Source organism: Streptomyces sp. NPDC048590 (assembly GCF_043199535.1).
Classification (GTDB): Bacteria; Actinomycetota; Actinomycetes; order Streptomycetales; family Streptomycetaceae; genus Streptomyces.
This window is the reverse complement of sequence record NZ_JBICWC010000002.1, coordinates 429,471-452,952: the sequence shown is the minus strand read 5'-3', so window position 1 is coordinate 452,952 and position 23,482 is coordinate 429,471. Positions and strand designations below refer to the sequence as shown.

The 23,482-nt window shown below is 71.2% G+C and carries 24 protein-coding genes; 11 read left to right on the top strand and 13 right to left on the bottom strand.

Annotated elements, in window-relative coordinates; translation table 11 throughout:
- Positions 1–111 precede the first annotated feature (111 nt).
- Positions 112–567, top strand: a complete 456-nt coding sequence (locus ACGFNN_RS06345) for a nitroreductase family deazaflavin-dependent oxidoreductase (protein ID WP_362543260.1) — start codon at positions 112–114, stop codon at positions 565–567.
- On the opposite strand, the gene ACGFNN_RS06340 is transcribed toward ACGFNN_RS06345, so the two are convergent.
- Entirely contained in the window at positions 551–1,816 is a 1,266-nt protein-coding gene (locus tag ACGFNN_RS06340) for a geranylgeranyl reductase family protein (protein WP_362543256.1), read from the bottom strand. The two genes, ACGFNN_RS06345 and ACGFNN_RS06340, sit on opposite strands and share 17 nt — an antisense overlap.
- A 193-nt stretch (positions 1,817–2,009) precedes the next feature.
- Between ACGFNN_RS06340 and ACGFNN_RS06335 the strand changes: the two genes are divergently transcribed.
- Entirely contained in the window at positions 2,010–3,374 is a 1,365-nt protein-coding gene (locus ACGFNN_RS06335) for a dipeptidase (RefSeq protein WP_393553493.1), read from the top strand.
- Between the two features lie 91 nt (positions 3,375–3,465).
- Positions 3,466–4,146 carry an MBL fold metallo-hydrolase gene (locus tag ACGFNN_RS06330; protein WP_393553491.1) on the top strand — a complete coding sequence of 227 codons (681 nt, stop codon included), beginning with the start codon at positions 3,466–3,468 and terminating at the stop codon, positions 4,144–4,146.
- Between the two features lie 15 nt (positions 4,147–4,161).
- Here ACGFNN_RS06330 and ACGFNN_RS06325 read toward each other — a convergent pair whose 3' ends face one another.
- Together ACGFNN_RS06325 and ACGFNN_RS06320 are read right to left on the bottom strand one after the other, a co-directional pair.
- Positions 4,162–5,208, bottom strand: a complete 1,047-nt coding sequence (locus tag ACGFNN_RS06325) for an NUDIX domain-containing protein (RefSeq protein ID WP_393553489.1) — start codon at positions 5,206–5,208, stop codon at positions 4,162–4,164.
- Positions 5,209–5,672: 464 nt separating this feature from the next.
- Entirely contained in the window at positions 5,673–6,635 is a 963-nt protein-coding gene (locus ACGFNN_RS06320) for an ROK family protein (protein WP_393553487.1), read from the bottom strand.
- A gap of 184 nt (positions 6,636–6,819) precedes the next feature.
- On the opposite strand from ACGFNN_RS06320, the gene ACGFNN_RS06315 reads away from it, so the two are divergent.
- Entirely contained in the window at positions 6,820–7,848 is a 1,029-nt protein-coding gene (locus ACGFNN_RS06315; protein WP_393553485.1) for a LacI family DNA-binding transcriptional regulator, read from the top strand.
- A gap of 6 nt (positions 7,849–7,854) precedes the next feature.
- Here ACGFNN_RS06315 and ACGFNN_RS06310 read toward each other — a convergent pair whose 3' ends face one another.
- The 5 genes from ACGFNN_RS06310 to ACGFNN_RS06290 form a co-directional block, all read right to left on the bottom strand.
- Positions 7,855–9,156: a DUF6986 family protein gene (locus tag ACGFNN_RS06310; RefSeq protein WP_393553483.1), complete on the bottom strand. Its 1,302-nt coding sequence runs from the start codon at positions 9,154–9,156 to the stop codon at positions 7,855–7,857.
- Positions 9,157–9,325: 169 nt separating this feature from the next.
- Positions 9,326–10,288 (bottom strand): electron transfer flavoprotein subunit alpha/FixB family protein, encoded by a 963-nt coding sequence (locus ACGFNN_RS06305; protein ID WP_393553481.1) that lies wholly within the window; start codon positions 10,286–10,288, stop codon positions 9,326–9,328.
- 57 nt (positions 10,289–10,345) lie between these two features.
- Positions 10,346–11,131, bottom strand: a complete 786-nt coding sequence (locus ACGFNN_RS06300; protein WP_362543228.1) for an electron transfer flavoprotein subunit beta/FixA family protein — start codon at positions 11,129–11,131, stop codon at positions 10,346–10,348.
- A gap of 201 nt (positions 11,132–11,332) precedes the next feature.
- Complete coding sequence (locus ACGFNN_RS06295) at positions 11,333–11,839, bottom strand: flavin reductase family protein (RefSeq protein WP_362675524.1); 507 nt, start codon at positions 11,837–11,839, stop codon at positions 11,333–11,335.
- A gap of 195 nt (positions 11,840–12,034) precedes the next feature.
- Positions 12,035–12,361, bottom strand: coding sequence for a TlpA family protein disulfide reductase (locus ACGFNN_RS06290; RefSeq protein ID WP_393553479.1), 327 nt, complete (start codon positions 12,359–12,361; stop codon positions 12,035–12,037).
- A 219-nt stretch (positions 12,362–12,580) separates the two neighbouring features.
- Here ACGFNN_RS06290 and ACGFNN_RS06285 point away from each other — a divergent pair, with 219 nt between their 5' ends.
- Complete coding sequence (locus ACGFNN_RS06285; protein ID WP_393553477.1) at positions 12,581–13,303, top strand: lysophospholipid acyltransferase family protein; 723 nt, start codon at positions 12,581–12,583, stop codon at positions 13,301–13,303.
- Positions 13,304–13,420: 117 nt separating this feature from the next.
- On the opposite strand, the gene ACGFNN_RS06280 is transcribed toward ACGFNN_RS06285, so the two are convergent.
- The 3 genes from ACGFNN_RS06280 to ACGFNN_RS06270 are packed head-to-tail and all read right to left on the bottom strand — an operon-like array spanning position 13,421 to position 16,670.
- Complete coding sequence (locus ACGFNN_RS06280) at positions 13,421–14,485, bottom strand: threonine aldolase family protein (protein ID WP_393554031.1); 1,065 nt, start codon at positions 14,483–14,485, stop codon at positions 13,421–13,423.
- Complete coding sequence (locus ACGFNN_RS06275; protein WP_393553475.1) at positions 14,482–15,246, bottom strand: SDR family NAD(P)-dependent oxidoreductase; 765 nt, start codon at positions 15,244–15,246, stop codon at positions 14,482–14,484. Before ACGFNN_RS06275 ends, ACGFNN_RS06280 begins: the two co-directional genes overlap by 4 nt.
- A 26-nt stretch (positions 15,247–15,272) precedes the next feature.
- The gene (locus ACGFNN_RS06270) at positions 15,273–16,670 is read right to left on the bottom strand and encodes a DUF6421 family protein (RefSeq protein WP_393553473.1); all 1,398 of its coding nucleotides are present in this window, start codon (positions 16,668–16,670) and stop codon (positions 15,273–15,275) included.
- Positions 16,671–16,919: 249 nt separating this feature from the next.
- Between ACGFNN_RS06270 and ACGFNN_RS06265 the strand changes: the two genes are divergently transcribed.
- Positions 16,920–17,603 carry a glycerophosphodiester phosphodiesterase gene (locus ACGFNN_RS06265; protein WP_393553471.1) on the top strand — a complete coding sequence of 228 codons (684 nt, stop codon included), beginning with the start codon at positions 16,920–16,922 and terminating at the stop codon, positions 17,601–17,603.
- Between the two features lie 97 nt (positions 17,604–17,700).
- Here the strand turns inward: ACGFNN_RS06265 and ACGFNN_RS06260 are convergent, their stop codons facing one another.
- Positions 17,701–18,249 (bottom strand): GNAT family N-acetyltransferase, encoded by a 549-nt coding sequence (locus ACGFNN_RS06260; protein ID WP_393553470.1) that lies wholly within the window; start codon positions 18,247–18,249, stop codon positions 17,701–17,703.
- A gap of 178 nt (positions 18,250–18,427) precedes the next feature.
- On the opposite strand from ACGFNN_RS06260, the gene ACGFNN_RS06255 reads away from it, so the two are divergent.
- The 5 genes from ACGFNN_RS06255 to ACGFNN_RS06235 all read left to right on the top strand — a co-directional run bounded on the left by ACGFNN_RS06255 (position 18,428) and on the right by ACGFNN_RS06235 (position 21,793).
- Positions 18,428–19,027, top strand: a complete 600-nt coding sequence (locus ACGFNN_RS06255) for a DUF5134 domain-containing protein (RefSeq protein ID WP_393553468.1) — start codon at positions 18,428–18,430, stop codon at positions 19,025–19,027.
- 85 nt (positions 19,028–19,112) lie between these two features.
- Positions 19,113–20,048, top strand: coding sequence for a M56 family metallopeptidase (locus tag ACGFNN_RS06250; RefSeq protein ID WP_362675158.1), 936 nt, complete (start codon positions 19,113–19,115; stop codon positions 20,046–20,048).
- A gap of 34 nt (positions 20,049–20,082) precedes the next feature.
- Complete coding sequence (locus tag ACGFNN_RS06245) at positions 20,083–20,787, top strand: phosphatase PAP2 family protein (protein WP_393553466.1); 705 nt, start codon at positions 20,083–20,085, stop codon at positions 20,785–20,787.
- A gap of 29 nt (positions 20,788–20,816) precedes the next feature.
- Positions 20,817–21,533, top strand: coding sequence for an HAD family hydrolase (locus tag ACGFNN_RS06240; protein WP_393553464.1), 717 nt, complete (start codon positions 20,817–20,819; stop codon positions 21,531–21,533).
- An 80-nt stretch (positions 21,534–21,613) separates the two neighbouring features.
- Positions 21,614–21,793: a hypothetical protein gene (locus ACGFNN_RS06235; RefSeq protein ID WP_365525225.1), complete on the top strand. Its 180-nt coding sequence runs from the start codon at positions 21,614–21,616 to the stop codon at positions 21,791–21,793.
- A 150-nt stretch (positions 21,794–21,943) separates the two neighbouring features.
- Here the strand turns inward: ACGFNN_RS06235 and ACGFNN_RS06230 are convergent, their stop codons facing one another.
- The gene (locus ACGFNN_RS06230) at positions 21,944–23,434 is read right to left on the bottom strand and encodes an LVIVD repeat-containing protein (protein WP_393553462.1); all 1,491 of its coding nucleotides are present in this window, start codon (positions 23,432–23,434) and stop codon (positions 21,944–21,946) included.
- Positions 23,435–23,482 lie beyond the last annotated feature (48 nt).

The following is a 23,482-nucleotide window of genomic DNA, read 5'->3' as shown; positions in this document are numbered from 1 at the left end:
AGAGCAGAGCACCGCACAAAAAAGAGAGCGGTGCTCTTGCTTTCGAACACCGCTCCGCTGCACACTGATCTCAAGCGAGAGCACCGCTCTCCGAATAGGCGGGAGCCAGCCATGACACAGCAGCCGTACTACCTCCGCGCGAACACCTCCGCCCAGCGGATGAACATGGTCATCGGCTGGCTCGCCCGCCGGGGCATCAGCCTGCTGGGATCGGCCGAGATGTCGGTCCGGGGCCGCAAGAGCGGCAGGATGCAGCGCATCCCGGTCAACCCCCACCGTCACGACGGCGCGCAGTACCTCGTCTCCGCACGAGGCCACTCCCAGTGGGTGCGCAACATGCGTGTGGCCGGTGGCGGAGAGCTGAGAGTGGGCCGGAAGGTCCGCACGTTCACCGCCGTCGAGATCGCCGACGACGACCAGAAGGCGCGGATCCTCCGTGCCTACCTCAAGCGCTGGGGCTGGGAAGTCAACCAGTACTTCCAGGGCGTCACGGTGAAGTCGACGGACGCCGAACTCCTCGCGGCCTGCCCGGACCACCCCGTCTTCCGGATCACGGTCGCGGGCTGACCCCGTCCGCGCTCCGCCGGTCCATCGCGTGCAGCGCCCGCTGCGCCAGCGGATGCGTCCGGACCAGCTCGGCGAGTGACGTCGTGCCCCGGGTGACACCCGCGAAGGCGTTCCAGGCGGGCCGGAAACCGGTCAGCACGGCGTGCAGCAGGCCCGGGCGGCGCTCGAACAGCTTCAGCATGCGGCGCCCGACGCTCATCTCCACCCCGAGCCCGGCCTTGATGGCGAAGGCGTAGTTGAGCGCCTGCCGGCGTGCGTCCACGGCGTCGTGCGACTCCGCGATCCGCACCGCCCACTCACCCGCGAGCCGCCCGGAGCGCAGCGCGAAGGAGATGCCTTCCCTCGTCCACGGCTCCAGAAGCCCCGCCGCGTCGCCACAGACCACGACTCTTCCCCGGGACAGCGGCGAGTCGTCACTGCGGCACCGGGTCAGGTGGCCGGAGGAGATCTTCGGCTCGAACCCGGCGAGGCCGAGCCGTCCCACGAAGTCCTCCAGGTACCGCTTCGTCCCCGCTCCGTCGCCGCGCGCCGCGATCACACCGACCGTCAGCGTGTCGCCCTTGGGGAAGACCCACCCGTAACTGCCCGGCATGGGACCCCAGTCGATGAGCACCCGGCCCGCCCAGTCCTCGGCGACGGTCTCCGGAACGGGGATCTCCGCCTCGAGCCCGAGGTCCACCTGGTCGAGCTTCACCCCGACGTGAGCTCCTATCCGGCCGGCGCTGCCGTCCGCGCCCACGACCGCCCGCGCGAGCACCGTGTCGCCGTCCGCCAGCACGACGGCGACCGTGCGCCGGTCGGGGACCGCGGGGCCGTGCTGCTCCACCCGGGTGACCGCCACTCCCGTCCGCAGCTCGGCTCCGGCCTTCTGCGCCTCCTCCACCAGGCCGGCGTCGAACTCCGGCCGGTTGATGAGCCCGAAGAGCATGCGCCGCGACTTGCGGGTGCGGGACAGCTTGCCGTTCAGCGAGAAGGTGACCGCGTGGATCCGGTCCTTCAGGGGCAGTTCGAATCCCGGCGGCAGCGAGTCCCGTGAGAATCCGATGATTCCCCCGCCGCACGTCTTGTAGCGGGGGATCTCCGACTTCTCCAGCAGCAGCACCCGGCGGCCCGCCACGGCCGCGGCGTACGCCGCGGAAGCTCCTGCCGGACCCGCGCCGACCACGACGACGTCCCACACCGGGGACTCCCGAGGTACCGACGACGTCTCATCCGGTTCACGTCCGGCGTCTGCGTTCTCGCTGCTCACGATGTGCTTCTGCTCCCGATCCGACCTGTGGCCCCAGCTGCTCACGGCATCCTACGGCGCGTCGCGGCCGAACTCCGCTGTGGGAGGATCAGCCATGAATGCGTCGTACACACGACCCGGCGACCACGACGTCGCCCCGGCCGCGTACGCACCGCGCCACAGTCCTAACGTCGCACCCACCAGGAGCGTGCCCATGACCGCCCGTCCGATCTCCGAGACCGTCGCCTCGTTGATGCCCCGCGCGAAGGCGGAGCTCGCCGAACTGGTGGCATTCCGGTCGGTGGCGGATCCCGCGCAGTTCCCGAAGAGCGAGTGCGAGGCGGCGGCCGCCTGGGTCGCCGACGCGCTGCGCGCCGAGGACTTCCAGGACGTGGCCCTGCTCGACACCCCGGACGGCACCCAGTCGGTGTACGGCTACCTGCCCGGCCCCGCCGGTGCCCCCACCGTGCTCCTCTACGCCCACTACGACGTGCAGCCCCCGCTGGACGAGTCGGCCTGGATCTCCCCGCCCTTCGAGCTGACGGAGCGCGACGGCCGCTGGTTCGGGCGCGGCGCCGCGGACTGCAAGGGCGGGTTCATCATGCATCTGCTCGCCCTGCGCGCCCTGCGGGCGAACGGCGGCGTGCCGGTGTCGGTCAAGGTGATCGCCGAGGGCTCGGAGGAGCAGGGTACGGGCGGCCTCGAACGGTACGCCGAGGCACACCCCGAGCTGCTGGCCGCGGACACCGTCGTCATCGGCGACACCGGCAACTTCCGGGTCGGCGTACCCACGGTCACCGCGACCCTCCGGGGAATGGCCATGCTGCGCGTACAGCTGGACACCCTCCAGGGGAACCTGCACTCCGGCCAGTTCGGCGGAGCGGCGCCGGACGCCCTGGCGGCCATGATCCAGCTGCTGGCCTCCCTGCGGGCCGAGGACGGCACGACGACGATCGACGGCCTCGCGGCGGACGCCGAGTGGGACGGACTGCAGTACCCGGAGGACGAGTTCCGTGAGGACGCGAAGGTCCTCGACGGAGTGGAGCTGATCGGCTCGGGCTCGGTCTCCGACCGTGTCTGGGCGCGGCCCGCGGTCACCGTGATCGGGATCGACTGCCCCCCGGTGGTCGGCTCCACCCCGTCGCTGCAGGCGAGCGCGCGTGCTCAGGTCAGCCTGCGGGTACCGCCCGGCCAGGACGCGGCCGAGGCGGCGAAGCTGCTGACCGCCCACCTGGAGTCGCACACGCCCTGGGGCGCCCGGATCTCCATCGAACAGGTCGGACAGGGGCAGGCGTTCCGTGCCGACACCACCAGTCCCGCCTACGCGGCCATGTCGGAAGCCATGCGTGTCGCGTACCCGGGTGAGGAGATGCAGACCGCCGGCATGGGCGGGTCCATCCCGCTCTGCAACACCCTCGCCACGCTCTACCCGCAGGCGGAGATCCTGCTCATCGGTCTCAGCGAGCCCGAGGCCCAGATCCACGCCGTGAACGAGAGCGTGTCGCCGCGGGAACTCGAGCGGCTCTCGGTCGCCGAGGCCCTGTTCCTGCGCAACTACGCCGAGTCCAAGAAGGCCTGAGGCCGACTCGTACCGCGTGGGTACGCGCTGAGCGAAGTCGCCCGGAGCAGATTCACGGGCCCGGGCGGCTCGCCTTGCGTACGTTCCCCCCATGGAACCGACAGAGGTACTTCCGCGGCTGCACCTCCTGCGTTTCGCGATCGGTCAGGCCTATCTCTGGGCCGACGGCCGGGAACTGACCTTGATCGACGCGGGCGACGCGTCCGCGGCAGGGGCGGTCGAGGACGGCGTACGCCGCCTGGGGCACGACCCGGCCCGGATCAGGCGGATCGTCCTCACGCACGGCCACCGCGACCACTACGGAGCCGCCGGCGAGCTCGCCGGACGCCACGGGGCCGAGATCCTGGCCCACCGGCTGGACGCCCGGTTCGTGCGGGGCGAGGAGCCGGTGCCGGAGCCGGTCCTGCACGACTGGGAACGGCCGCTGTACGCGCGCGCACTGACCGTTCCGGAGGCGCCGGCCACCCCGGTGGACCGGGAGCTGGAGGACGGCGACGAGCTCCCGTTCGGTGGCGGCGCCAGGGTCGTGCACGCTCCCGGGCACACTCCCGGCTCGATCGGCATCCATCTGCCACGTCACGACGTGCTGTTCACCGGGGACGCCGTGGCCGGGGTCGGCCGTGTGATGCTCGGGGTGTTCAACGCCGACCACGCCCGGGCGCAGGAGTCCTTCCGCCGGCTGGCCGGCCTCGCCCCCGCGGTCGTCTGCTTCGGCCACGGCGATCCGCTCACCGAGGACGCGCCGGCCGTGCTGCGGACCGCCGCGGGGTGAACACCGGCCCGTGGGCTACCCCGCGCCTCCGACGGGTACGCCTGCCTCCAGATTGATCACGGTGGAACGCTCACGGGCGCGCAGCGCCCATCGGAGACGCTCGAAGCGGGTCGGGGGCAGAAGACCGGCCGCCTCCCCCTCGGTGACGAACCGCCAGCCGCGCAGTTCGGAGCCCGGCAGCAGCAGGCGTGACGCCTCCTCACCCCGCAGTCGTCCCCCGTCGAAGAGGAAGCGCAGCCCTCCGAAGGCGGGGGGCCGCGGCGCCTCCCAGTCGACCAGCAGGAGCTCGGGAACCGTGTCCAGACGCAACCCCAGCTCCTCGGCCACCTCCCGGATCCCCGCCTGCGCCGGCGCCTCCCCGGCCTCGACCACCCCACCGGGGAACTCCCACCCCGGCTTGTAGGTCGGGTCGACGAGCAGCACCCGGTCCCGGTCGTCGAACAGCAGCACTCCGGACGCGACGGTCTCGGCACGGGGTTCCGGTGTCTGGACGATGCCGCACTCCCTCGCGGCACCGGTGCGCAGTGCCTCCGCGATCAGCTCGGCGGTCCCGCGCGGTGTGAGCGCACTGGTGTCGACCGTGTGGGCGTCCTGGACGATCCACCCGAGTGCCGCCCGGTACGGCTCGATGTGGTCGTACGCCCACTGCCGGACCCGTTCGCTGCGTCCGGGGTCGTCGGCGTCCTCCTGACGCTCGGCGATCCTTCTACGCAGGATCGTTTCCTCCGGTGCCAGCAGCACATGACGCACCGGAATGCGCCGGGCGGCCAGTCCGCCGAAGATCTCGTCACGGTATTCCTGCCTCAGCAGTGTCATCGGCACCACCAGCACCCCGGGGAGTTCGGCCAGGAGCGCGGCGGCCGTGTCGACCACCAGGCGCCGCCATATCGGCAGGTCCTGGAAGTCGGTCACCTCGGCGAGCTTCTTCTGCGGCAGCAGCCGGCTCAGTGCCCCGCCGGTGAGTTCCGGGTCGTAAAGGGTGCTGTTCGGGATCAGATCGATCAGTTCGCACGCGGCGCTGGTCTTGCCCGCACTGAACGCACCGTTGATCCAGACGATCACGGGTCCCCCTCCTCCGTAGCCCCCTGTGGCTTGCCCGCAACACCCCGCTCCGGAAACCCGAAGCGGCCACGTGGTTGCGCCGGAGCGGGCGCCGGGGCGCGTGGTGACGTCGCGGATCCGGCCGGCCGGGGCACAGTGACGGCGGGCCGCCGGGCGTCGTTGTAAGGGGCGTTCCCCCGCCTCGGTCGTCATGGACCTGGAACGGGACACCTTCCTGGTCGTGGTGGCCCCGCAGCGGGAGGAGCGCGGCGGCTGACGGGGGCGCGGGAGCCCGCCGAGGCGTGTTCCGGACGTGGCGTCGTCCGCCCGCAGGGCGGGTCCGACGGCGTCCGGCGCGCGCGATCGCAGGGCGGAGGGTCACCACGGCACCGGATCCACCGGGGCGATCCCGGCAACGCGGCGGGCGCCTCCGACGAGGCCTGGGAGGAGTGCGTGCTGGACGGACAGGCCTTTCGAAGCACGCCCTACGAGGCGGCCACGGCCCGTACCCCGTTCACGTGGCCGAGGCGGACGGCCGCCGCCGCGGCGCCCACCAGGCCGGCGTCGGTCCCCATCACCGCGGGTGCCACAGTGAGGTTCTGGACGAAGGAGAGGGTGGCGTAGTCGCGCAGGGAGCGGCGCAGCGGCGCGAAGAGGACCTCACCCGCACCGGCCACTCCCCCGCCGATCACGGCGATGTCGATGTCCGCCAGGGTCGCGGTGGCGGCGATACCGGCGGCGAGTGCCTGGGCGGCCCGCTCGAAGGACGCGAGGGCGACAGGGTCCCCGGCGCGTGCCGCCGTGGCCACCGCGGCCGCCGTCGCGTCACCGTCCGGTCCGGGACGCCAGCCGTTCTCCACCGCCCGACGCGCGATGTTGGGCCCGCTCGCGAGGCGCTCCACGCAGCCGCGCGCGCCGCAGGGGCAGGGATCGCCGTCGAGGTCCACGCTGATGTGGCCGATGTGGCCGGCGTTGCCCGAGGGGCCGGGGTGCAGCTTCCCTCCGAGCACCAGACCGCCGCCGACACCGGTGGACACGACCAGGCAGAGCGCGTTGTCGTATCCCCGGGCAGCACCCAGCCAGTGTTCGGCCGCCGTCATGGCGACGCCGTCGCCCACCAGGGTCACCGGCAGCCCGCCGGTGAGCGCCGCGACCCGGGCCACCAGCGGGAAGCCCCGCCAGCCCGGGACGTTGACGGGGCTGACCGTGCCGGCCGAGGCGTCCACGGGCCCCGCGCTGCCGATGCCGACCGCGCGCGTCCTGGCCCAGAGCGGAGAAGCCGTCAGTTCCGCCAGGACGTCGGCCACGGCGCCCATCACGGCTTCGGCGCCCTCGCGGGCGGGTGTGGGGTGCTGGGACCGGACGAGGAGTGTTCCGTCGCCGTCCACCAATGCCCCGGCGATCTTGGTGCCGCCGATGTCGAGCGCGGCGACGAGGTCGGTATGCATCGGTGTGGACTCTCCGGAGGGTGCTGCGCAGGACCTGCGACTTCAGTCTGTGTGGTCCTCCCAGTCTCCATTCTCTTGACAACGTTGTCCAGGGCCTATGCTCGACGCCACAGCATCTGGCCCCTTCCCCGGCACAGCCCGGGAGGGCCGAACCGACCCGTTCCCGACGTCAGGACAGCGCACCGTGGCCGAGACCGCCCGCCATTCCGAGTCCCGCTACGGCAACCGGCCGACCATGAAGGATGTGGCGGCACGTGCCGGAGTAGGACTCAAGACGGTCTCACGTGTGGTGAACAGCGAACCCGGGGTCACGCCCGACACCGAGCGGCGCGTCCAGGAGGCCATCGAGGCACTCGGGTTCCGGCGCAACGACAGCGCGCGCGTGCTGCGCAAGGGGCGCACCGCCTCGATCGGCCTGGTCCTGGAGGATCTGGCCGACCCGTTCTACGGCCCGCTGAGCCGCGCCGTGGAGGAGGTGGCCCGCGCCCACGGCGCACTGCTGATCAACGGTTCCAGCGCCGAGGACCCGGAGCGCGAGCAGGAACTCGTCCTCGCGCTCTGCGCCCGACGGGTGGACGGTCTGATCGTGATTCCCGCGGGTGACGACCACCGCTACCTCGAACCCGAGATGAAGGCGGGCATCGCCACGGTGTTCGTCGACCGTCCGGCGGGACGGGTGGACGCCGACACGGTCCTCTCGGACAGCTTCGGCGGCGCCCGGGCCGGTGTCGCCCATCTCGTCGGGCACGGCCACCGCAGGATCGGCTTCATCGGCGACCAGCCGCGCATCCACACCGCGACGGAACGACTGCGCGGCTACCACGCGGCCATGGCCGACGCGGGGATCGAGGTCGAGGACGCCTGGGTCTCACTCGGCCCGACTCATCCCGCGCGGGTGAGGGCGGCGGCCGAGGCCATGCTGAGCGGGCCCGAGCCGGTGACCGCGCTCTTCTCGGGGAACAACCGCGTGACGGTCACCGCGGTCCGGGTACTCGCCGAGTGCGACCGGCGGATCGCGCTGGTCGGCTTCGACGACATCGAGCTGGCCGACCTGCTCGGCATCACGGTGATCTCGCAGGACGCCGCGGCGGTCGGCCGTACGGCGGCGGAACACCTGTTCCGCCGCCTGGACGGCGCCTCCGACGCGCCCGCGCGGGTCGAGCTGCCCACCCGTCTCGTCCCCCGCGGGTCGGGCGAGCTGCCGCCCGACTGAGCCTCGCTACCTGGGCATGCTGACGGTCAGGTCCGCACGGCGCGGCGAGGCGAAGCCGTCCAGGTCCGCCCGGCTCAGGCCGGTGAGCCCGGTGACCTCGTCCGCGTCCAGGGCGCCGCAGTCGATGCCGCGCAGCAGATAGCCGCTGAGCGCCTTGGCGGTGGCGGGCTCGTCCATGACGTCCCCGCCCGCCTTGGCGACGTAGGCGGCCAGACGGGACGCGGCCGGGGCCAGGCCCTCGCGGTAGAAGGCGTAGACGGCGGCGTAGCGGGTGGGCAGGTGTCCCGGGTGCATGTCCCAGCCCTGGTAGTAGGCGCGGGCCAGGGCGCGGCGGGTGAGGCCGTGGTGGAGGCGCCAGGCCTCGTGGACCTGCGCGGTGGGCCCGACCGGCAGCACATTCGTGGAACCGTCGCAGACGCGTACGCCGGTACCTGCGGCGGCGACCTGCATGACGGCCTTGGCGTGGTCCGCGGCGGGGTGGTCGCTGGCCTGGTAGGCGGGGCTGACTCCGACACAGGCGCTGTAGTCGAACGTCCCGTAGTGGAGGCCCGTCGCCCGGCCCTTGGCGGCGTCGATCATCCGCGCGACGGCGGCGGTGCCGTCGGCGGCGAGGATCGACTGGCTGGTCTCGATCTGGATCTCGAACCCGAGGCGCCCGGCCGGCAGACCGTGCGTCTGCTCGAAGGCTTCGAGCAGACGCACGAAGGCGGTGACCTGCTCCGGATACGTCACCTTGGGCAGCGTCAGGACGAGGCCGTCAGGCAGTCCACCGGCCTGCAGCAGGCCGGTGAGGAAGATGTCCGTGGTCCTGATGCCGCGGTCCCGCACGGCTGCTTCCATGCACTTCATCCGGATGCCCATGTACGGGGCGGCGGTCCCGTCCGCGTACGCCGCGGAGACCAGGCGCGCGGCACGGGCCGCCGCTTCGTCCTCCTCGGCGTCCGGGCGGGGCCCGTAGCCGTCCTCGAAGTCGATGCGCAGGTCCTCCACCGGCTCGCGCTCCAGCTTGGCGCGTACGCGGTCGTGGACCGGCACCGCGAGTTCCTCCGGGATGCCGAGGGCTCCGGCGAACGCGGCGGCGTCGGGAGCGTGCTCGTCGAGGGCCGCCAGAGCCTGGTCACCCCACTCCCGGATCGTGCCGGCGGTGAAGGTGTCGGCGGGTACGTAGACGGTGTGGACGGGCTGGCGCGTCCCGGGGTCCCCCGGGTAGCGGCGGGCGAGTTCGGCGTCCACCGCCGCGAGGGAGGCGCCGATCTCCGCACCGACCGCTGCGGTGAGACTCGTCGCCACCTTCTCCTGCTGACCCATGACCGTACCCTCCACGTTGTGAGTAACTTCCGCTTCTCGGAATATTTCATCCGCATAGTGAAGTTATAAGCCTGCTGGTCATGCGTCAATGGTGACCGGAAACGGCCCGGGGCCGCGTGGTGGACACCACGCGGCCCCGGGCCGTCGTACGGGCGGTACTCGTGCCGGGTCAGCCCTTGCGGGACTTGACCTCGTCGGTCAGCTGCGGGACGACGGCGAAGAGGTCACCGACGACTCCGTAGTCGACGAGGTCGAAGATCGGGGCTTCGGCGTCCTTGTTGACCGCGACGATGGTCTTCGAGGTCTGCATGCCGGCCCGGTGCTGGATCGCGCCGGAGATGCCGGAGGCGATGTACAGCTGCGGGGACACGCTCTTGCCGGTCTGGCCGACCTGGTTGGTGTGCGGGTACCAGCCGGCGTCGACCGCGGCGCGCGAGGCGCCGACGGCGGCACCGAGCGAGTCGGCGAGCGCCTCGATGATCGCGAAGTTCTCCGCGCCGTTGACGCCACGGCCGCCGGAGACGACGATCGCGGCCTCGGTCAGCTCCGGGCGGCCCGTCGACTCACGCGGGGTGCGGGAAAGGACCTTGGTGCCGGTGGCGCCCTCGGAGAAGGACACGGAGAGCGCCTCGACGGTGCCCGCGGCCGGGGCGGCCTCGACGGCGGCCGAGTTCGGCTTGACCGTGATGACCGCGGTGCCCTTGGAGACACGGGACTTCGTGGTGTACGAGGCGGCGAACGCGGACTGCGTCGCGACGGGGCCCTGGTCACCGGCCTCCAGGTCGACGGCGTCGGTGATGATGCCCGAGCCGATACGCAGCGCCAGACGGGCCGCGATCTCCTTGGCCTCGGCCGAGGACGGCAGCAGCACCGCGGCCGGGGACACCGCGTCGTAGGCCGCCTGCAGCGCGTCGACCTTCGGTACGACGAGGTAGTCGGCGAACTCGGGCGCCTCGGCGGTGAGCACCTTGACCGCGCCGTGCTCGGCGAGCGCGGCGGCGGTCTCGGCGGCGCCGCTGCCGAGGGCGAGGGCGACGGGCTCACCGATGCGACGGGCGAGCGTCAGCAGCTCCAGGGTGGGCTTGCGGACGGCACCGTCCACGTGGTCGACATAGACGAGAACTTCAGCCATGGGACTTCAATCTCCTGCGTGCGAGAAAGGGCGGGCGTGGGGATGTGCGGCCGGGGCTCAGATGAACTTCTGGCCCGCGAGGAACTCGGCCAGCTGCTTGCCGCCCTCACCCTCGTCCTTGACGATCGTGCCCGCGGTGCGGGCGGGACGCTCGGCCGCGGAGTCGACCGCGGTCCAGGAACCGCCCAGGCCGACCTCGTCCGCCTCGATGCCGAGGTCGTCGAGGTCCAGCGACTCGACCGGCTTCTTCTTCGCCGCCATGATGCCCTTGAAGGACGGGTAGCGGGCCTCGCCCGACTGGTCCGTCACGGAGACCACGGCCGGCAGGGACGCCTCGAGCTGCTCGCTCGCGGTGTCGCCGTCACGGCGGCCCTTGACGGTGCCGTCCTCGACGGAGACCTCGGAGAGCAGCGTGACCTGCGGGACGCCGAGACGCTCCGCGAGCAGCGCCGGAAGAACACCCATGGTGCCGTCGGTCGACGCCATGCCGCAGATGACCAGGTCGTAACCGGTCTTCTCGACGGCCTTCGCCAGGACCAGGGAGGTGCCGATGACATCGGTGCCGTGCAGGTCGTCGTCCTCGACGTGGACGGCCTTGTCGGCGCCCATCGAAAGCGCCTTGCGCAGCGCGTCCTTGGCGTCCTCGGGGCCCACCGTCAGCACGGTGATCTCCGCGTCGTCCGCCTCGTCGGCGATCTGCAGCGCCTGCTCGACGGCGTACTCGTCGAGCTCCGACAGCAGACCGTCGACGTCGTCACGGTCCAGGGTCAGGTCATCGGCGAAGTGCCGGTCGCCGGTGGCGTCGGGCACGTACTTCACACAGACAACGATCCTCAAGCTCACGCCGGCTCTCCTACTGCATCGTCATTTCTGGGCTGCCTTGTTGCACGCAGCATAGGCGCCTTATCGGGCGGTTTCCGGTCGGGGCGACCGCGCCCCCGGCGAAAATATTACTCGCCAGTACATCCATTACGTTACCCATAAGCAAGCGCTTGGAACTGTGACGTAGCCAACGGGCCCGTCACAGCCGTGGCCTGCCCGGCCTCAGTCTCGCAGAGCGGTGAACCTGCCCTGGTGATGGACGAGCGGCCGCCCACCTCCCGAGGGGTCACCGGCCTCCACCTGGGCGATCACGATCCGGTGGTCGCCCGCCGGGACACGCGCCACCACGCGGCAGACCAGCCATGCCACCACGCCCCCCAGGAGCGGCACCCCCTCCGGACCGACGCGCCAGTCGGTGGCGGGTCCGAAGCGGTCGGCTCCGCTGCGCGCGAAGGTCGCGGCCAGCTCGTGCTGGCCCTCCCCGAGTATGTGGACCCCGACGTGTTCCGCCTCGGCGATCACGGGCCAGCTGGAGGACGAGGTGCCCACGCCGAAGGAGACGAGCGGAGGCTCGGCGGCGACCGAGGTGAGCGAGGTGGCCGTGAAGCCGACCGGCCCGGCGCCGGCCGCGGTGATCACGGCGACCCCGGCGGCGTGCTGCCGGAAGACGGAGCGCAGGAGTTCGGGAGGGGCCGCGGGCGGTGCGACGAGATCGGTCGGTGCCGTCATGAGGTGATCCTTCATCAGTGGGCGTACGGGTCCGCGGGGGCTTCAGGCACCCGGACAGCGCGCACTCGCGTGACGCGCGAGGTCGACATGGACCCGGCCGAAGAGAAGGAGTTCTGGCGGCATACCGTCAGACTGACGATGCGTGGTGTGCGCAGTCAAGTGCGTACCGTCATGTGGGAGATGCGTCACGGCTCGTCACATCGCCCGTCCGAGGGCCGCGAGTACGTCCGCCCGGCGCGGCTGGCCGGCGGCGCGGCGGACGACCCTGCCACCGGCGTCGAGCACGAGCACCGTGGGGGTCCGGCTGATTCCGAGAGCGCGCACCAGGGCGAGACGCGCCTCCGCGTCGATCTCCACGTGAGCCACCCCCTCGACCATCCCGGCCACCTCCGCGAGGGTGCGCCGGGTGGCACGGCACGGCTGGCAGAAGGCGCTGGAGAACTGCACCAGAGTCGCCCGATCGCCGAGTTCCGCGCCGAGTTGGGAAGCGTCCAGCGTCTCGGCAGCCGCCTGCCCGTTCATCCCGGCCTCCTTCTCGGATCTCCGCACAAAGGGTCAGCACCCGCTCGCCGCGTTACATTCCCCGGGCTTTCACGTGACGAGAATCTCCCGCCCCAGTCCCTTAGGGGCTGGCCACGGCGTCGCACATGGGGCACGATCGCCCCAATGCCGAAAACCTACGGCTGCGTAACTTCCGCCGGGAGAACCCTCCCGAGGCATTGAAGAAGGGTCTTCATCCAGATGGCAGAACTCGTCTATCGGCCGGTCATCGGCGCCGCGCGTACGCTTTTCAAGGCGCTCGACCTGAAGATCGACACCCAGGGTTCGGAGCACATCCCGAAGACCGGTGGCGCGGTTCTGGTCAGCAACCACATCAGCTATCTGGACTTCATCTTCACCGGCCTGGGCGCCCTGCCCCAGAAGCGGCTGGTCCGCTTCATGGCCAAGGAGTCGGTCTTCCGGCACAAGGTGTCCGGTCCGCTGATGCGCGGCATGAAGCACATTCCCGTCGACCGGAACCAGGGCGAGGACGCCTACGCCCACGCGCTCGCCTCGCTGCGGTCGGGCGAGATCGTCGGCGTGTTCCCCGAGGCGACGATCTCCCAGTCGTTCACCCTGAAGAGCTTCAAGTCGGGCGCGGCACGACTCGCCCAGGAAGCCGGCGTACCGCTCATCCCCATGGCGCTGTGGGGCACCCAGCGTCTGTGGACCAAGGGCCGCCCGCGCAACTTCCGGCGCAGCCACACGCCGATCACGATCCGGGTGGGCGAAGCTCTGGAGGCACCCGCCGACCAGTACGCGGGGGCCATCACGCGTCGGCTGCGCGAGCGCGTCCAGGAGCTTCTGGAGGCGGCCCAGCGCGCCTACCCGGTGCGTCCCAAGGACGCGTCGGACACCTGGTGGGTCCCGGCCCACCTGGGCGGTACGGCGCCGACGCCCGCCGAGGTGCGCGAGCGCGGCTGACGAGTGCGGAGACGCCGGCGGCCGTGGAGCTGGTTCGCTCCACGGCCGCCGGCGGCCGGGCGCCCCGGTGTGCGCGTGCCTCGTCTCCCGGACCTGACCTGACCGGGGAGTGATGGCCTACTGCCGGGCCATCTCCTCCTTGAGCGCCAGCACGAAGGCGTCGACGTCGTCCTCACGGGTGTCGAAGGCGCACATCCAGCGGACGTCGCCCGCCTTCTCGTCCCAGAAGTAGAAACGGAACCGCTGCTGGAGCCGTTCGGACACGGCGTGCGGGAGCCTCGCGAAGACCGCGTTGGCCTGCACGGGGTGAAGGATCTCGACCCCGTCCACCGTCCGCACCCCGTCGGCGAGCCGCTGGGCCATGGCGTTGGCGTGGCGTGCGTTGCGCAGCCAGAGGTCCCGCGCCAGGAGGGCCTCCAGCTGCACCGAGACGAAGCGCATCTTCGAGGCCAGCTGCATCGACAGCTTGCGCAGGTGCTTCATGGCGCGTACCGAGTCCGGGTCCAGCACGACGACGGCCTCACCGAAGATCGCACCGTTCTTGGTGCCGCCGAAGGAGAGGACGTCGACACCGACGGTGTTGGTGAAGCTACGCATCGGCACGTCCAGCGACGCGGCCGCGTTGGCGATCCGGGCGCCGTCCAGATGCACCTTCATGCCCTGCCGGTGGGCGTGCTCACAGATGGCCCGTATCTCGTCCGGCGTGTAGACCGTGCCGAGCTCGGTGTTCTGCGTGATGGAGACGACCTGGGGCATCGCCCGGTGCTCGTCCTCCCAGCCGTACGCCTGGCGGTCGATGAGCTCCGGGGTCAGCTTGCCGTCGGGAGTCGGCACGGTGAGCAGCTTCAGACCGCCCACCCGCTCCGGTGCCCCGCCCTCGTCCACGTTGATGTGCGCGGACTCCGCGCAGATCACCGCCCCCCACCGGTCGGTCAGCGCCTGCAGCGCGAGCACGTTCGCCCCGGTGCCGTTGAAGACGGGGAACGCTTCGGCGGTGGGGCCGAAGTGGCTGTGCATGACCCGCTGGAGGTGCCCGGTGTAGTCGTCCTCGCCGTAGGCGACCTGGTGGCCGCCGTTGGCGAGGGAGAGGGCCGCCAGGACCTCGGGGTGAGCGCCCGCGTAGTTGTCACTGGCGAAGCCGCGTACCAGCGGGTCGTGATGACGTCGCGCGTCGGTCCTTATGGTTGCGGGGTCAGCCACAGGCGCTTTCCGTTCACTTCTCCTGCGGGAACCTCCCAGACGCCGGCGATGGCCTCGGCCAGCTCCGTGACGTCGGTGAAACCCGCGAACTTCGCATTCGGGCGCTCGGCGCGCATCGCGTCGTGCACCAGTGCCTTGACGACCAGGATCGCAGCAGCCGATGTGGGGCCCGCGTCGCCCCCTGCCTTACGGAAGGCGTCGGCGAGTGCGAGGGTCCATGCCTCGGCCGCAGCCTTGGACGCGGAGTAGGCGGCGTTGCCGGCGGTGGGGTTGCTGGCGCCGGCCGCGCTGATCAGCACGTAACGACCCCGGTCGCTGCGCTGGAGCACGTCGTGGAAGGCCAGTGAGGTCGACTGGACGGTCCGGATGAGCAGCTTCTCCAGGAAGTCCCAGTCGGCGAGACTCGAGTCCTCGAACCCGGCGCCCCCGCGCCAGCCACCGACCAGGTGGACCAGGCCGTCGACGCGACCGAACTCGCTCTCGGTCTTGGCGGCCCATTCACGCGCGGCCCCTGGATCGAGGAGATCCACTGTGTCGCCGGTGACGGTGGCACCCCCGTGTGCGTACCGCGCCGCGTCGACCGCTTCGACGAGCCGCTCGGGGTTCGCGTCGGAGGCGACCACCGTCGCCCCGGCCTCCGCGAGCCTGAGCAGTGTTGCCCGGCCGGCGGGACCCGCCGCACCGGCCACCGCGATCACCGCGCCTTCGAGCACACCGCTGTCGGCCCTGCCTGTTCCGTTCATCGCCACCGCCTCCTCAGAACCCGCGCTCACGCAGCTGCCCGCTCGGCTTCCGCCCTGGTGATCCCCTGGGTCGAGGCGATCACACGCTTCAGCTTCTTCGAGAGCGCCTCATAGAACATGCTCAGGGGAAACTCGTCCGGAAGCACGTCGTCGACGAGCCTCCTCGGCGGTCGATTCAGGTCCAGAGCGTCCGGTCCCTTGGCCCAGAGGGACCCCGGGTGCGGTGCGAGGTAGGTGGAGACCAGGTCGTACGCCGCGAACCAGTGGACCAGTTTGGGGCGGTCGATGCCCTCGCGGTAGAGCTTCTCGATCTCGCCGCAGAGCTGGTTGGTGACCTGCGGGGCACGGGCCCAGTCGATCTTGAGCGTGTTGTCGGTCCAGCGGACGACGTCGTGCTTGTGGAGGTAGGCGAAGAGCAGCTGTCCGCCGAGGCCGTCGTAGTTGCGGACGCGCTCACCGGTGACGGGGAAGCGGAACATCCGGTCGAAGAGCACGGCGTACTGCACGTCGCGTCCCTGGCCGAAGCCGTCGGACTCCAGCTTCACCGCCTCCCTGAAGGCGGTGAGGTCGCAGCGCAGCTCCTCCAGGCCGTACATCCAGAAGGGCTGGCGCTGCTTGATCATGAACGGGTCGAACGGCAGGTCGCCATGGCTGTGGGTCCGGTCGTGGACCATGTCCCAGAGCACGAAGGCCTGCTCGCAGCGGGACTGGTCGCCGAGCATCTCGCGGATGTCGTCCGGCAGCTCGAGGCCCAGCAGTCCGACGGCCTCCTGCGTCACGCGGCGGAAGCGGGCCGCCTCGCGGTCGCAGAAGATTCCGCCCCAGCTGAACCGCTCCGGGGCCTCGCGCACCGCGATGGTCTCCGGGAAGAGCACGGCGGAGTTCGTGTCGTAACCCGCGGTGAAGTCCTCGAACGTGATGCCACAGAAGAGCGGGTTGTCGTAGCGCGTGGCCTCCAGGTCGGCGAGCCACTCGGGCCAGACCATCCGGAGCACGACGGCTTCGAGGTTGCGGTCGGGGTTGCCGTTCTGGGTGTACATCGCGAACACGACCAGGTGCTGCAGGCCGTCGGCGCGGTTCCTGGCGGGCTGGAACGCCAGCAGCGAGTCGAGGAAGTCGGGGACGCCGAAGCCGTCCTCGGCCCAGCGGCGCAGGTCGGAGACGAGGGCTCGGTGGTACGCCTCGTCGTGCGGCAGCAGCGGGGACAGCTGCTCGATCGCGGCGATCACCCGTCCGATGACGGCATGGGCGGCGTCGGCGGAAGGTGCGCCGTCCGCGTCGAAGTCGACGGAGCCGTCCTTGGACTGCCAGACGCGGAACTCCTCGACGGCACCCTTGAGCGAGGGCCAGGCCGGGTGCTCGACGACCCGCTGTGCGGTAGCCGCTCCGGCGGCAACGGTGGTCTGCTCAAGAATTTCCGTCATGTCACTTCCTTCACGGGAGAACCTCGCGTGAAGGAACCGTATCCACGGACGGTCCCTTCAAACAAGTAGACGGCAGAAAAATATCCGGCCACACCCCCTGTACACAGATATTTTTCCTGCATCACGCCCACTCGGCAACTTCTTCCACCGCGCTGTCGACGCGGTGTCCGACCGGAGGGCAGGAACTGGTTCCCTGTGGGTAGGAGCCGCGCAGGGGGACGCACACGACGCACGGGAAGCGGGAGAGCCTTGACCTTTCTCACCATCGGCCATCGCGGAGTCATGGGTGTCGAGCCGGAGAACACACTGCGCTCGTTCACACACGCGGAGCGGGCGGGCATGGACGCCCTGGAGCTCGATCTCCACCTCAGCAAGGACGGCGCGCTCGCGGTGATGCACGACCCCGCCGTGGACCGCACCACGGACGGCACCGGGCTGATCGCCGAGAAGACCCTCTCGGAGCTGCGTGAGCTCGACGCCGGGCAGGGCGAGCGGGTCCCGGTCTTCGAGGAGGTGCTGGACGCGGTCCGCTCGCCACTCCAGGCCGAGATCAAGGACGTGGCGGCCGCCCGGGCACTGGCCGAGGTGATGCTGCGGCGGGACCTGGCGGAACGGGTCGAGGTGTCCTCGTTCCACGACGAGGCGGTCGCCGAGATCAGGCAACTGGTCCCCGGGGTGCGCACGGCCCTCATCGCCAGCCGCTGGGAGGGAGACGTGGTGGACCGGGCCAAGGCCGCCGGTGCGGCCACGCTCGCCCTGAACATCCGGCGACTCACGCTGGAGGTGGTCGAGCAGGCCCACGCCGAAGGGCTGAAGGTGATCGGCTGGGTGGTCAACACGCAGGACCACCTGCGCCTCGCCCGCGCCCTGGGACTGGACGGCGCCACCACCGATTTCCCCGAGATCCGGCGGGCAGGCCGCTTCACCGCGTGAGGCGGCGCGTCCACCGTGCCCCGGCGTGGCGCCGGGGGGATGTCACTTCAGGTCGCGAGGCGGCGCGTCCGCCGGGGACGGCGTATCGCGACCACCCTCACAGCGCCTTGACCAGCAGCTCGAACGCGAGGTCCGCGCGCTGCGGAACGCCGAAGCGCTCGTCGCCGTACGGGAAGGGGGTCATCTTTCCCGTACGGCGGTACCCCCGGCGCTCGTACCAGGCGATCAGCTCCTGGCGTACGGAGATGACCGTCATGTGCATCTCGCTCACGCCCCAGTCCTCACGGGCGGTGCGCTCGGCCTCGGCGATGATCACCTTGCCGAGGCCCGCGCCCTGCAGGCTCGGACGGACGGCGAACATGCCGAAGTAGGCCGCCTCCCCTCGGTGTTCGAGCTGGCAACACGCGACCGGCTCACCGTCCCGCTGAGCGATGAGGATCTTGCCGGACGGAGTCGAGAGCACTTCGCGGACGCCGTCGGCGTCGGTGCGCTGCCCCTGGAGTATGTCCGCCTCGGTGGTCCACCCGGCACGGCTCGCGTCACCGCGATAGGCGCTCTCCACGAGGTCGACCAGGGCGGGGACGTCCCGGTCGGTCGCGTCGCGGAAGGTCAGCTCTGCCCGGGCCGTGGCCGGTGCGATGTCCATGTCTCTCTTCTCCCGTGTGGTGCCGCCGCTGTGCCCTCCCGAGACTAACCCGGCCTCGACCGCCCCCCGCAGGCCCGGCCGCGCTCCCCCAGTACCCCAATGCGCCCCGGTAGGAGCGGCGGGAAGAGGGCATCGATGGGACGACACCGGCGTCATCCGCCGTAGGGGGAGGTTCACTGTGCACGGACCGGTGCTGTCCGGCTGGCTGCTCGTGGCACTGTGCGGGGCCACGGGGGCGTACTGCCTGTTACGGACGCGCGACGGCACGGCGGGGGAACGGGCCTCCGCGCGCGCGGAGGCTCTGATGGGGTTCGGGATGGCCGCGATGGCCGTACCCGCCGCCGTGGCGCCGCCCCCGGGGTGGCTCTGGGCGGTGTACGTGGCGCTCTTCGGCGCCGCCGCGCTGCACGCGGCCGCCCGCGCGGGAGCGGGCGGCCATCATCTGCACCATCTGATCGGTTCGCTGTCCATGGTCTACATGGCGCTGGCCATGGCACCGGGCACGGCCCACGGTGCGGCTTCCGCTCACGCGGGCCACGCGGCGGGGGCCAGCGGATCGGCGGGAGGCGTCCCCGTCCTGACGGGGCTCCTCCTCCTCTACTACGCGCTCTACGTCCTGCGTTCGGCGGGACGGCTGGTCCCGGGCCCCGTCGCCGTGGCGGCGGGTGCGGGCGGGGGCGCGGTGCAGGGCACGGGCTGGGGCGACCGGCCGGAGCTGGCACTGGCGTGCCGGCTCGCGATGGGGACGGCCATGTTCGCGATGCTGCTCACTCTGTGAGACAGCCGCCCTGATGTCCCGTGGCGTACGTCACTTGGCGCGCGCGGCCGTACCGCGGCCACCGCGTCCCTCATAGGCTGACGCCATGCTGGTCTCCCTCGCGCTGCTGCTGCTCGGCGCACTGACCGCCGTCGTGGCCCCGGGTCTGATGGCGCGGGCCCGATGGCCGGAGCGCGAGCCGGTCGTGGCCCTGTGGGTGTGGCAGTGCGTGGTCGTGGGCGTCCTGTTGTCGTTCGGGCTCTCGATGACCTTCAGCGCGGCAGCCGCCTGGCAGGCCGTCCGCGGCCACGTCTTCGCGCCCGCCCCGCACGGAGTGGTCGAGGCGTACGCCCTGGGGGCGTACGGGCCGTGGTCGGCGGTCATCGCGGTGCTGCTCGCCCTCGGTGGCGTGTGGACCGCGGCGATGCTGGTCCGGGAGATCCACCGGGCACGGTCCCGGCGCCGTCGGCGGCGCTCCGAACTGCTGGTACGTGCCCCGCTGTTGCCCGGCGAGGAGCCGGGCGAGGGACGTCTCGTTGTGCTGGAGGGTGAGCGGCCCGGTGCGTGGTGGCTGCCTGGTTCGGCGCCGCAACTGGTCATCACCACGGCGGCACTGAGCCGGCTGAAGGGGCGTCAGCTGGATGCGGTGCTGGCGCACGAACAGGGTCATGCGCGGGCTCGCCACGACTGGCTCCTGCACTCGTCCGCCGCACTGGCGACCGGATTCCCGCAGGTGCCGTTCTTCGCCGCGTTCCGGGACGAGATGCACCGCCTGGTGGAGCTGGCGGCGGACGACGTGGCCTCACGGCGATTCGGACGTCTGACGATCGCGCTCGCCCTGGTCGAACTCAACGAGGACCGCGGAGTGTTCGGCCCGGCCCCGGCCACCGGAGCCCAGGTACCTCTGAGGGTGAACCGCCTGCTCACGCCGGTGGAGCGGCTCACCGCCGCCCGTCGGCTGCGACTGACCGCGGCAGCGGCGCTGGTGCCGGCCGTTCCTCTGGTGGTGGCTTTCGTGCCGGGACTCAGTGCCCTGCGTTGACCCTACGGGCGCGTCGTGGACGAGGATCGTCCGCATGCACTCACCCTTGCTCCCCCCGGCCGGCCGGGTTCCGCTCCTCGTCACCGGTGTCGTCTGCGCCGCGCTGTCCCTCGTCCTGCTGTCCCTGGTCGCGGCAGGCCTGCAGCCGCTGATGGCGCTGGACCGTGAGGTGGCCGGGGAACTGCACCGCCGGGCGCTGGCCGAACCCGGTGTCGTCCGGATCAACCGGGTGCTGACCGACTGGGTGTGGGATCCCTGGACGATGCGCGCGCTGACCGCGGTGGTCGTGGTCGTCCTGTGGTGGCGCGGATCGCGGCTGCTCGCCGGATGGGTCGCCGCGACCAGCCTCCTGGCGACGCTGGTGCAGCAGGGGCTGAAGGCCGCGGTGGGCAGGGAGCGCCCGCAGTGGGCCGATCCGGTGGACACGGCGAACTACGCCGCCTTCCCGTCGGGGCACGTCATGACCGCCGTGGTGACCTGCGGGCTCCTGCTGTGGGTGCTGCGGGTGCACGGCGCACCGCCGTCGCTGTGGTGGGGTGCCCTCGCACTCGCCGTCGTCTCGGTGGCCGGAGTGGCGTGGACCCGTGTCTACCTGGGCGTGCACTGGCTGAGCGACGTACTGGGCGGCCTCCTGCTGGGCGGCGCCGTGACGGCGCTCTCCGTGGCCGGGTACTCCGCTCACGCGGGGCGGCGGGGCGCCGGGCAGGCTCTCGACGGCCGCCGGGAGCCGCCCTTGTGAAATGCCCGCGGACCCCGTGATCATCGACCATGACCATCAAAGGCGCACTCTTCGACTTCTCCGGGACCCTTTTCCGGATCGAGCCCGTCGCCGCCTGGCTTCGGGCGGTCCTCGACGCGCGGGGCACGGAGACGGATCCGGCCACGTTCGAGCTCCTGGTACGTGAGCTGACGGCCGCCGGCGCCCTGCCCGGAGGGCCGCCCCCGGAGCGCGTTCCGTCGGCCCTGGCCGCCGCGTGGGCCGATCGGGACCGCACCGCGCTCCGCCACAGGGAGGCATACACCGGCCTGGCCCGCCAGGTGGATCTTCCGGAACCGGAGCTGTACGACGCGCTGTACGAGCGCCATATGAGCCCCGAGGCGTGGCAGCCGTACCCGGACGCCGCCGAGGTGCTGGGCGGGCTGCGTCGGGCGGGCGTCGGGATCGGAGTCGTCAGCAACATCGGCTGGGACCTGCGCCCCGTCTTCCGCGCCCATGGACTGGACGAACTGGTGGACGTGTACGTCCTCTCCTACGAGCACGGAGTCTCGAAGCCCGATCCGGGACTGTTCCGCACCGCGTGCGCCGGGCTGGGGCACGCCCCGGCGGACGTGGTCATGGTGGGTGACGACCGCCGCGCGGACGGTGGCGCCGCCGCCCTGGGGTGTGAGGTGCGTTTCGTGGACCATCTTCCCGTGGAGGAGCGTCCGGGCGGGCTGCGTGCCCTCGGACTGGCGGAGCAGGCTGCCCGCGGGCACGGTTCGTGAAGGATTCCCGCAGACGGTGTGAGGGAAATCCCTGCCTCCGAAGGGGGTCGGCGGCCCGTCGGGGGTTTAACTTGGTGGGCATGTCCCCCTATCCGAACCCGTCAGCCGTCGCGCGCCCCGTCTCCGTGGTCAACGAGGAGATCCGGGCCCTGTGGCAGCGCTCGGGCGGACTGCTGTCCCCGGACGAGGAGAGCGAGTACCGGCAACTGCTGGTGGAGTGGGCCGCGGCGGCGGGTACGAGCGTCCGGCCGGCCGCCTGAGCTGCGGGTACGGGTCCCGCGATTCCGGCGATCCCCCGTATCGCCGGAATCAGGAGTACAGCATGTCCCCGCGTCACCGCCGGGTCAATGACGCGGGTGTGCCCCGCCGGGTCGACCCGGCGGGGCACACCCGCGTAGTGAGCGGGCGGATCAGCGGCGGAAGTAGTCCGGCTGCGTCTGCACGTTGAGCTCGGGCAGGCGTACCCACTTGGCCGGGTCGGTCCTCCGGTCGTCGAGCTTGAGGACGTCGAAGCCCTTGGCGATGTCGTTGGAGTAGATGTAGCCGTTGTAGTAGTACGCCGACCAGGGGCCGGCGGTGGTGACGGCGTCCGTGGAGACGGGGCCGCGCTCGAAGTACGCGATCTCCTTGGGCCTCGAGGAGTCGGTGAAGTCCCAGACGGAGACTCCGCCCTGGTACCAGGCCTGGACCATGAGGTCACGGCCCTTGACCGGGATGATCGAGCCGTTGTGCGCGACGCAGACCTCGGTGTCGGCCTGCGGGCGGTCGATCTTGAAGTAGCTCCGGAAGACCAGCTTGCGGTGGTCTCCCCTGCCCTTGATGTCGTAGACGCCGTCGGCCCCGCGGTTCGGCCCGATCTCGTCGTTGCAGGTGGCCGCGCCGCCGCCGCCGAGCTCGTCGGTGAAGACGACCTTGTCGGCGTCCTGGTTGAAGGTCGCCGAGTGCCAGAACGCGAAGTTCACGTTGTCCTGCACCCGGTCGATGATCTTCGGGTTGGCCGGGTCCTTGATGGAGAACAGCAGACCGTCGCCCATGCACGCCCCGGCCGCCAGGTCCTCGGAGGGCAGCACGGTGATGTCGTGGCATCCGGTGGTCTTCGAGACGCCCGGGTTGGTGGGCGCCCCCGGGTTACCGCCGTCCGGGAAGAGGACCGGGAAGTTCACGATGCGGGAGTCCTCGGGAGCGTTGCGCGGCACCTTGATGACGGAGATGCCGTCGTGCGGCGGCTGGCAGTCCGGGAACGTCTCGTTGGGCGAGTACGACGAGACGTAGATGTACACGTCCCTGCGCTCGGGAAGGATCGTGTGGGTGTGCGAACCGCAGGCCGTCTCGACGGCGGCGACGTACTTCGGGTTGCGCTTGTCACTGATGTCGAAGACCTTCATGCCCTCCCAGGAGGACTTCTCCGTGGCCGGCTGCGTCGTGCTGGCACAGGAGTCGTCGCTCCGCGAGGAGTCGGTCGACAGGAAGAGCAGGTTCCCGGAGACCGAGATGTCGTTCTGGGAGCCGGGGCACAGCACCTGCGCAACGGTCCTGGGCTTCCTCGGGTTGCGGATGTCGAAGATCCGGAACCCGTCGTAGTTGCCCGCGTAGGCATAGCTGCCCTGGAAGGCGAGGTCGGTGTTGAGGCCCTGGAGCGCGTCCTTGGGGACGTTCGCCAGGTGCTCGATGTTGTCGCTGTGGACGATCTCGTCCACGCCGGGTATCTCGCCGCTCTCGATGGCGGCTCTGGCCTCCGCCTGCTCACTCACGGAGACTCCGCTGCGGGTGGCGGCGGTGTCGCCCGGATCCGGCGTCGCGGCCGCGGGTCCGGCCGTGAACAGCGTGGCTATGAGCCCGGCGGCGGCGGCCGCCACACCCAGGCGTCTGCGCCGCACGCTGGTGGTGTGCAACGAGGTCACTGAGTCCTCCCTTGTATCCGTCCGTCGTCGAACGGTTCCTGGACCCCG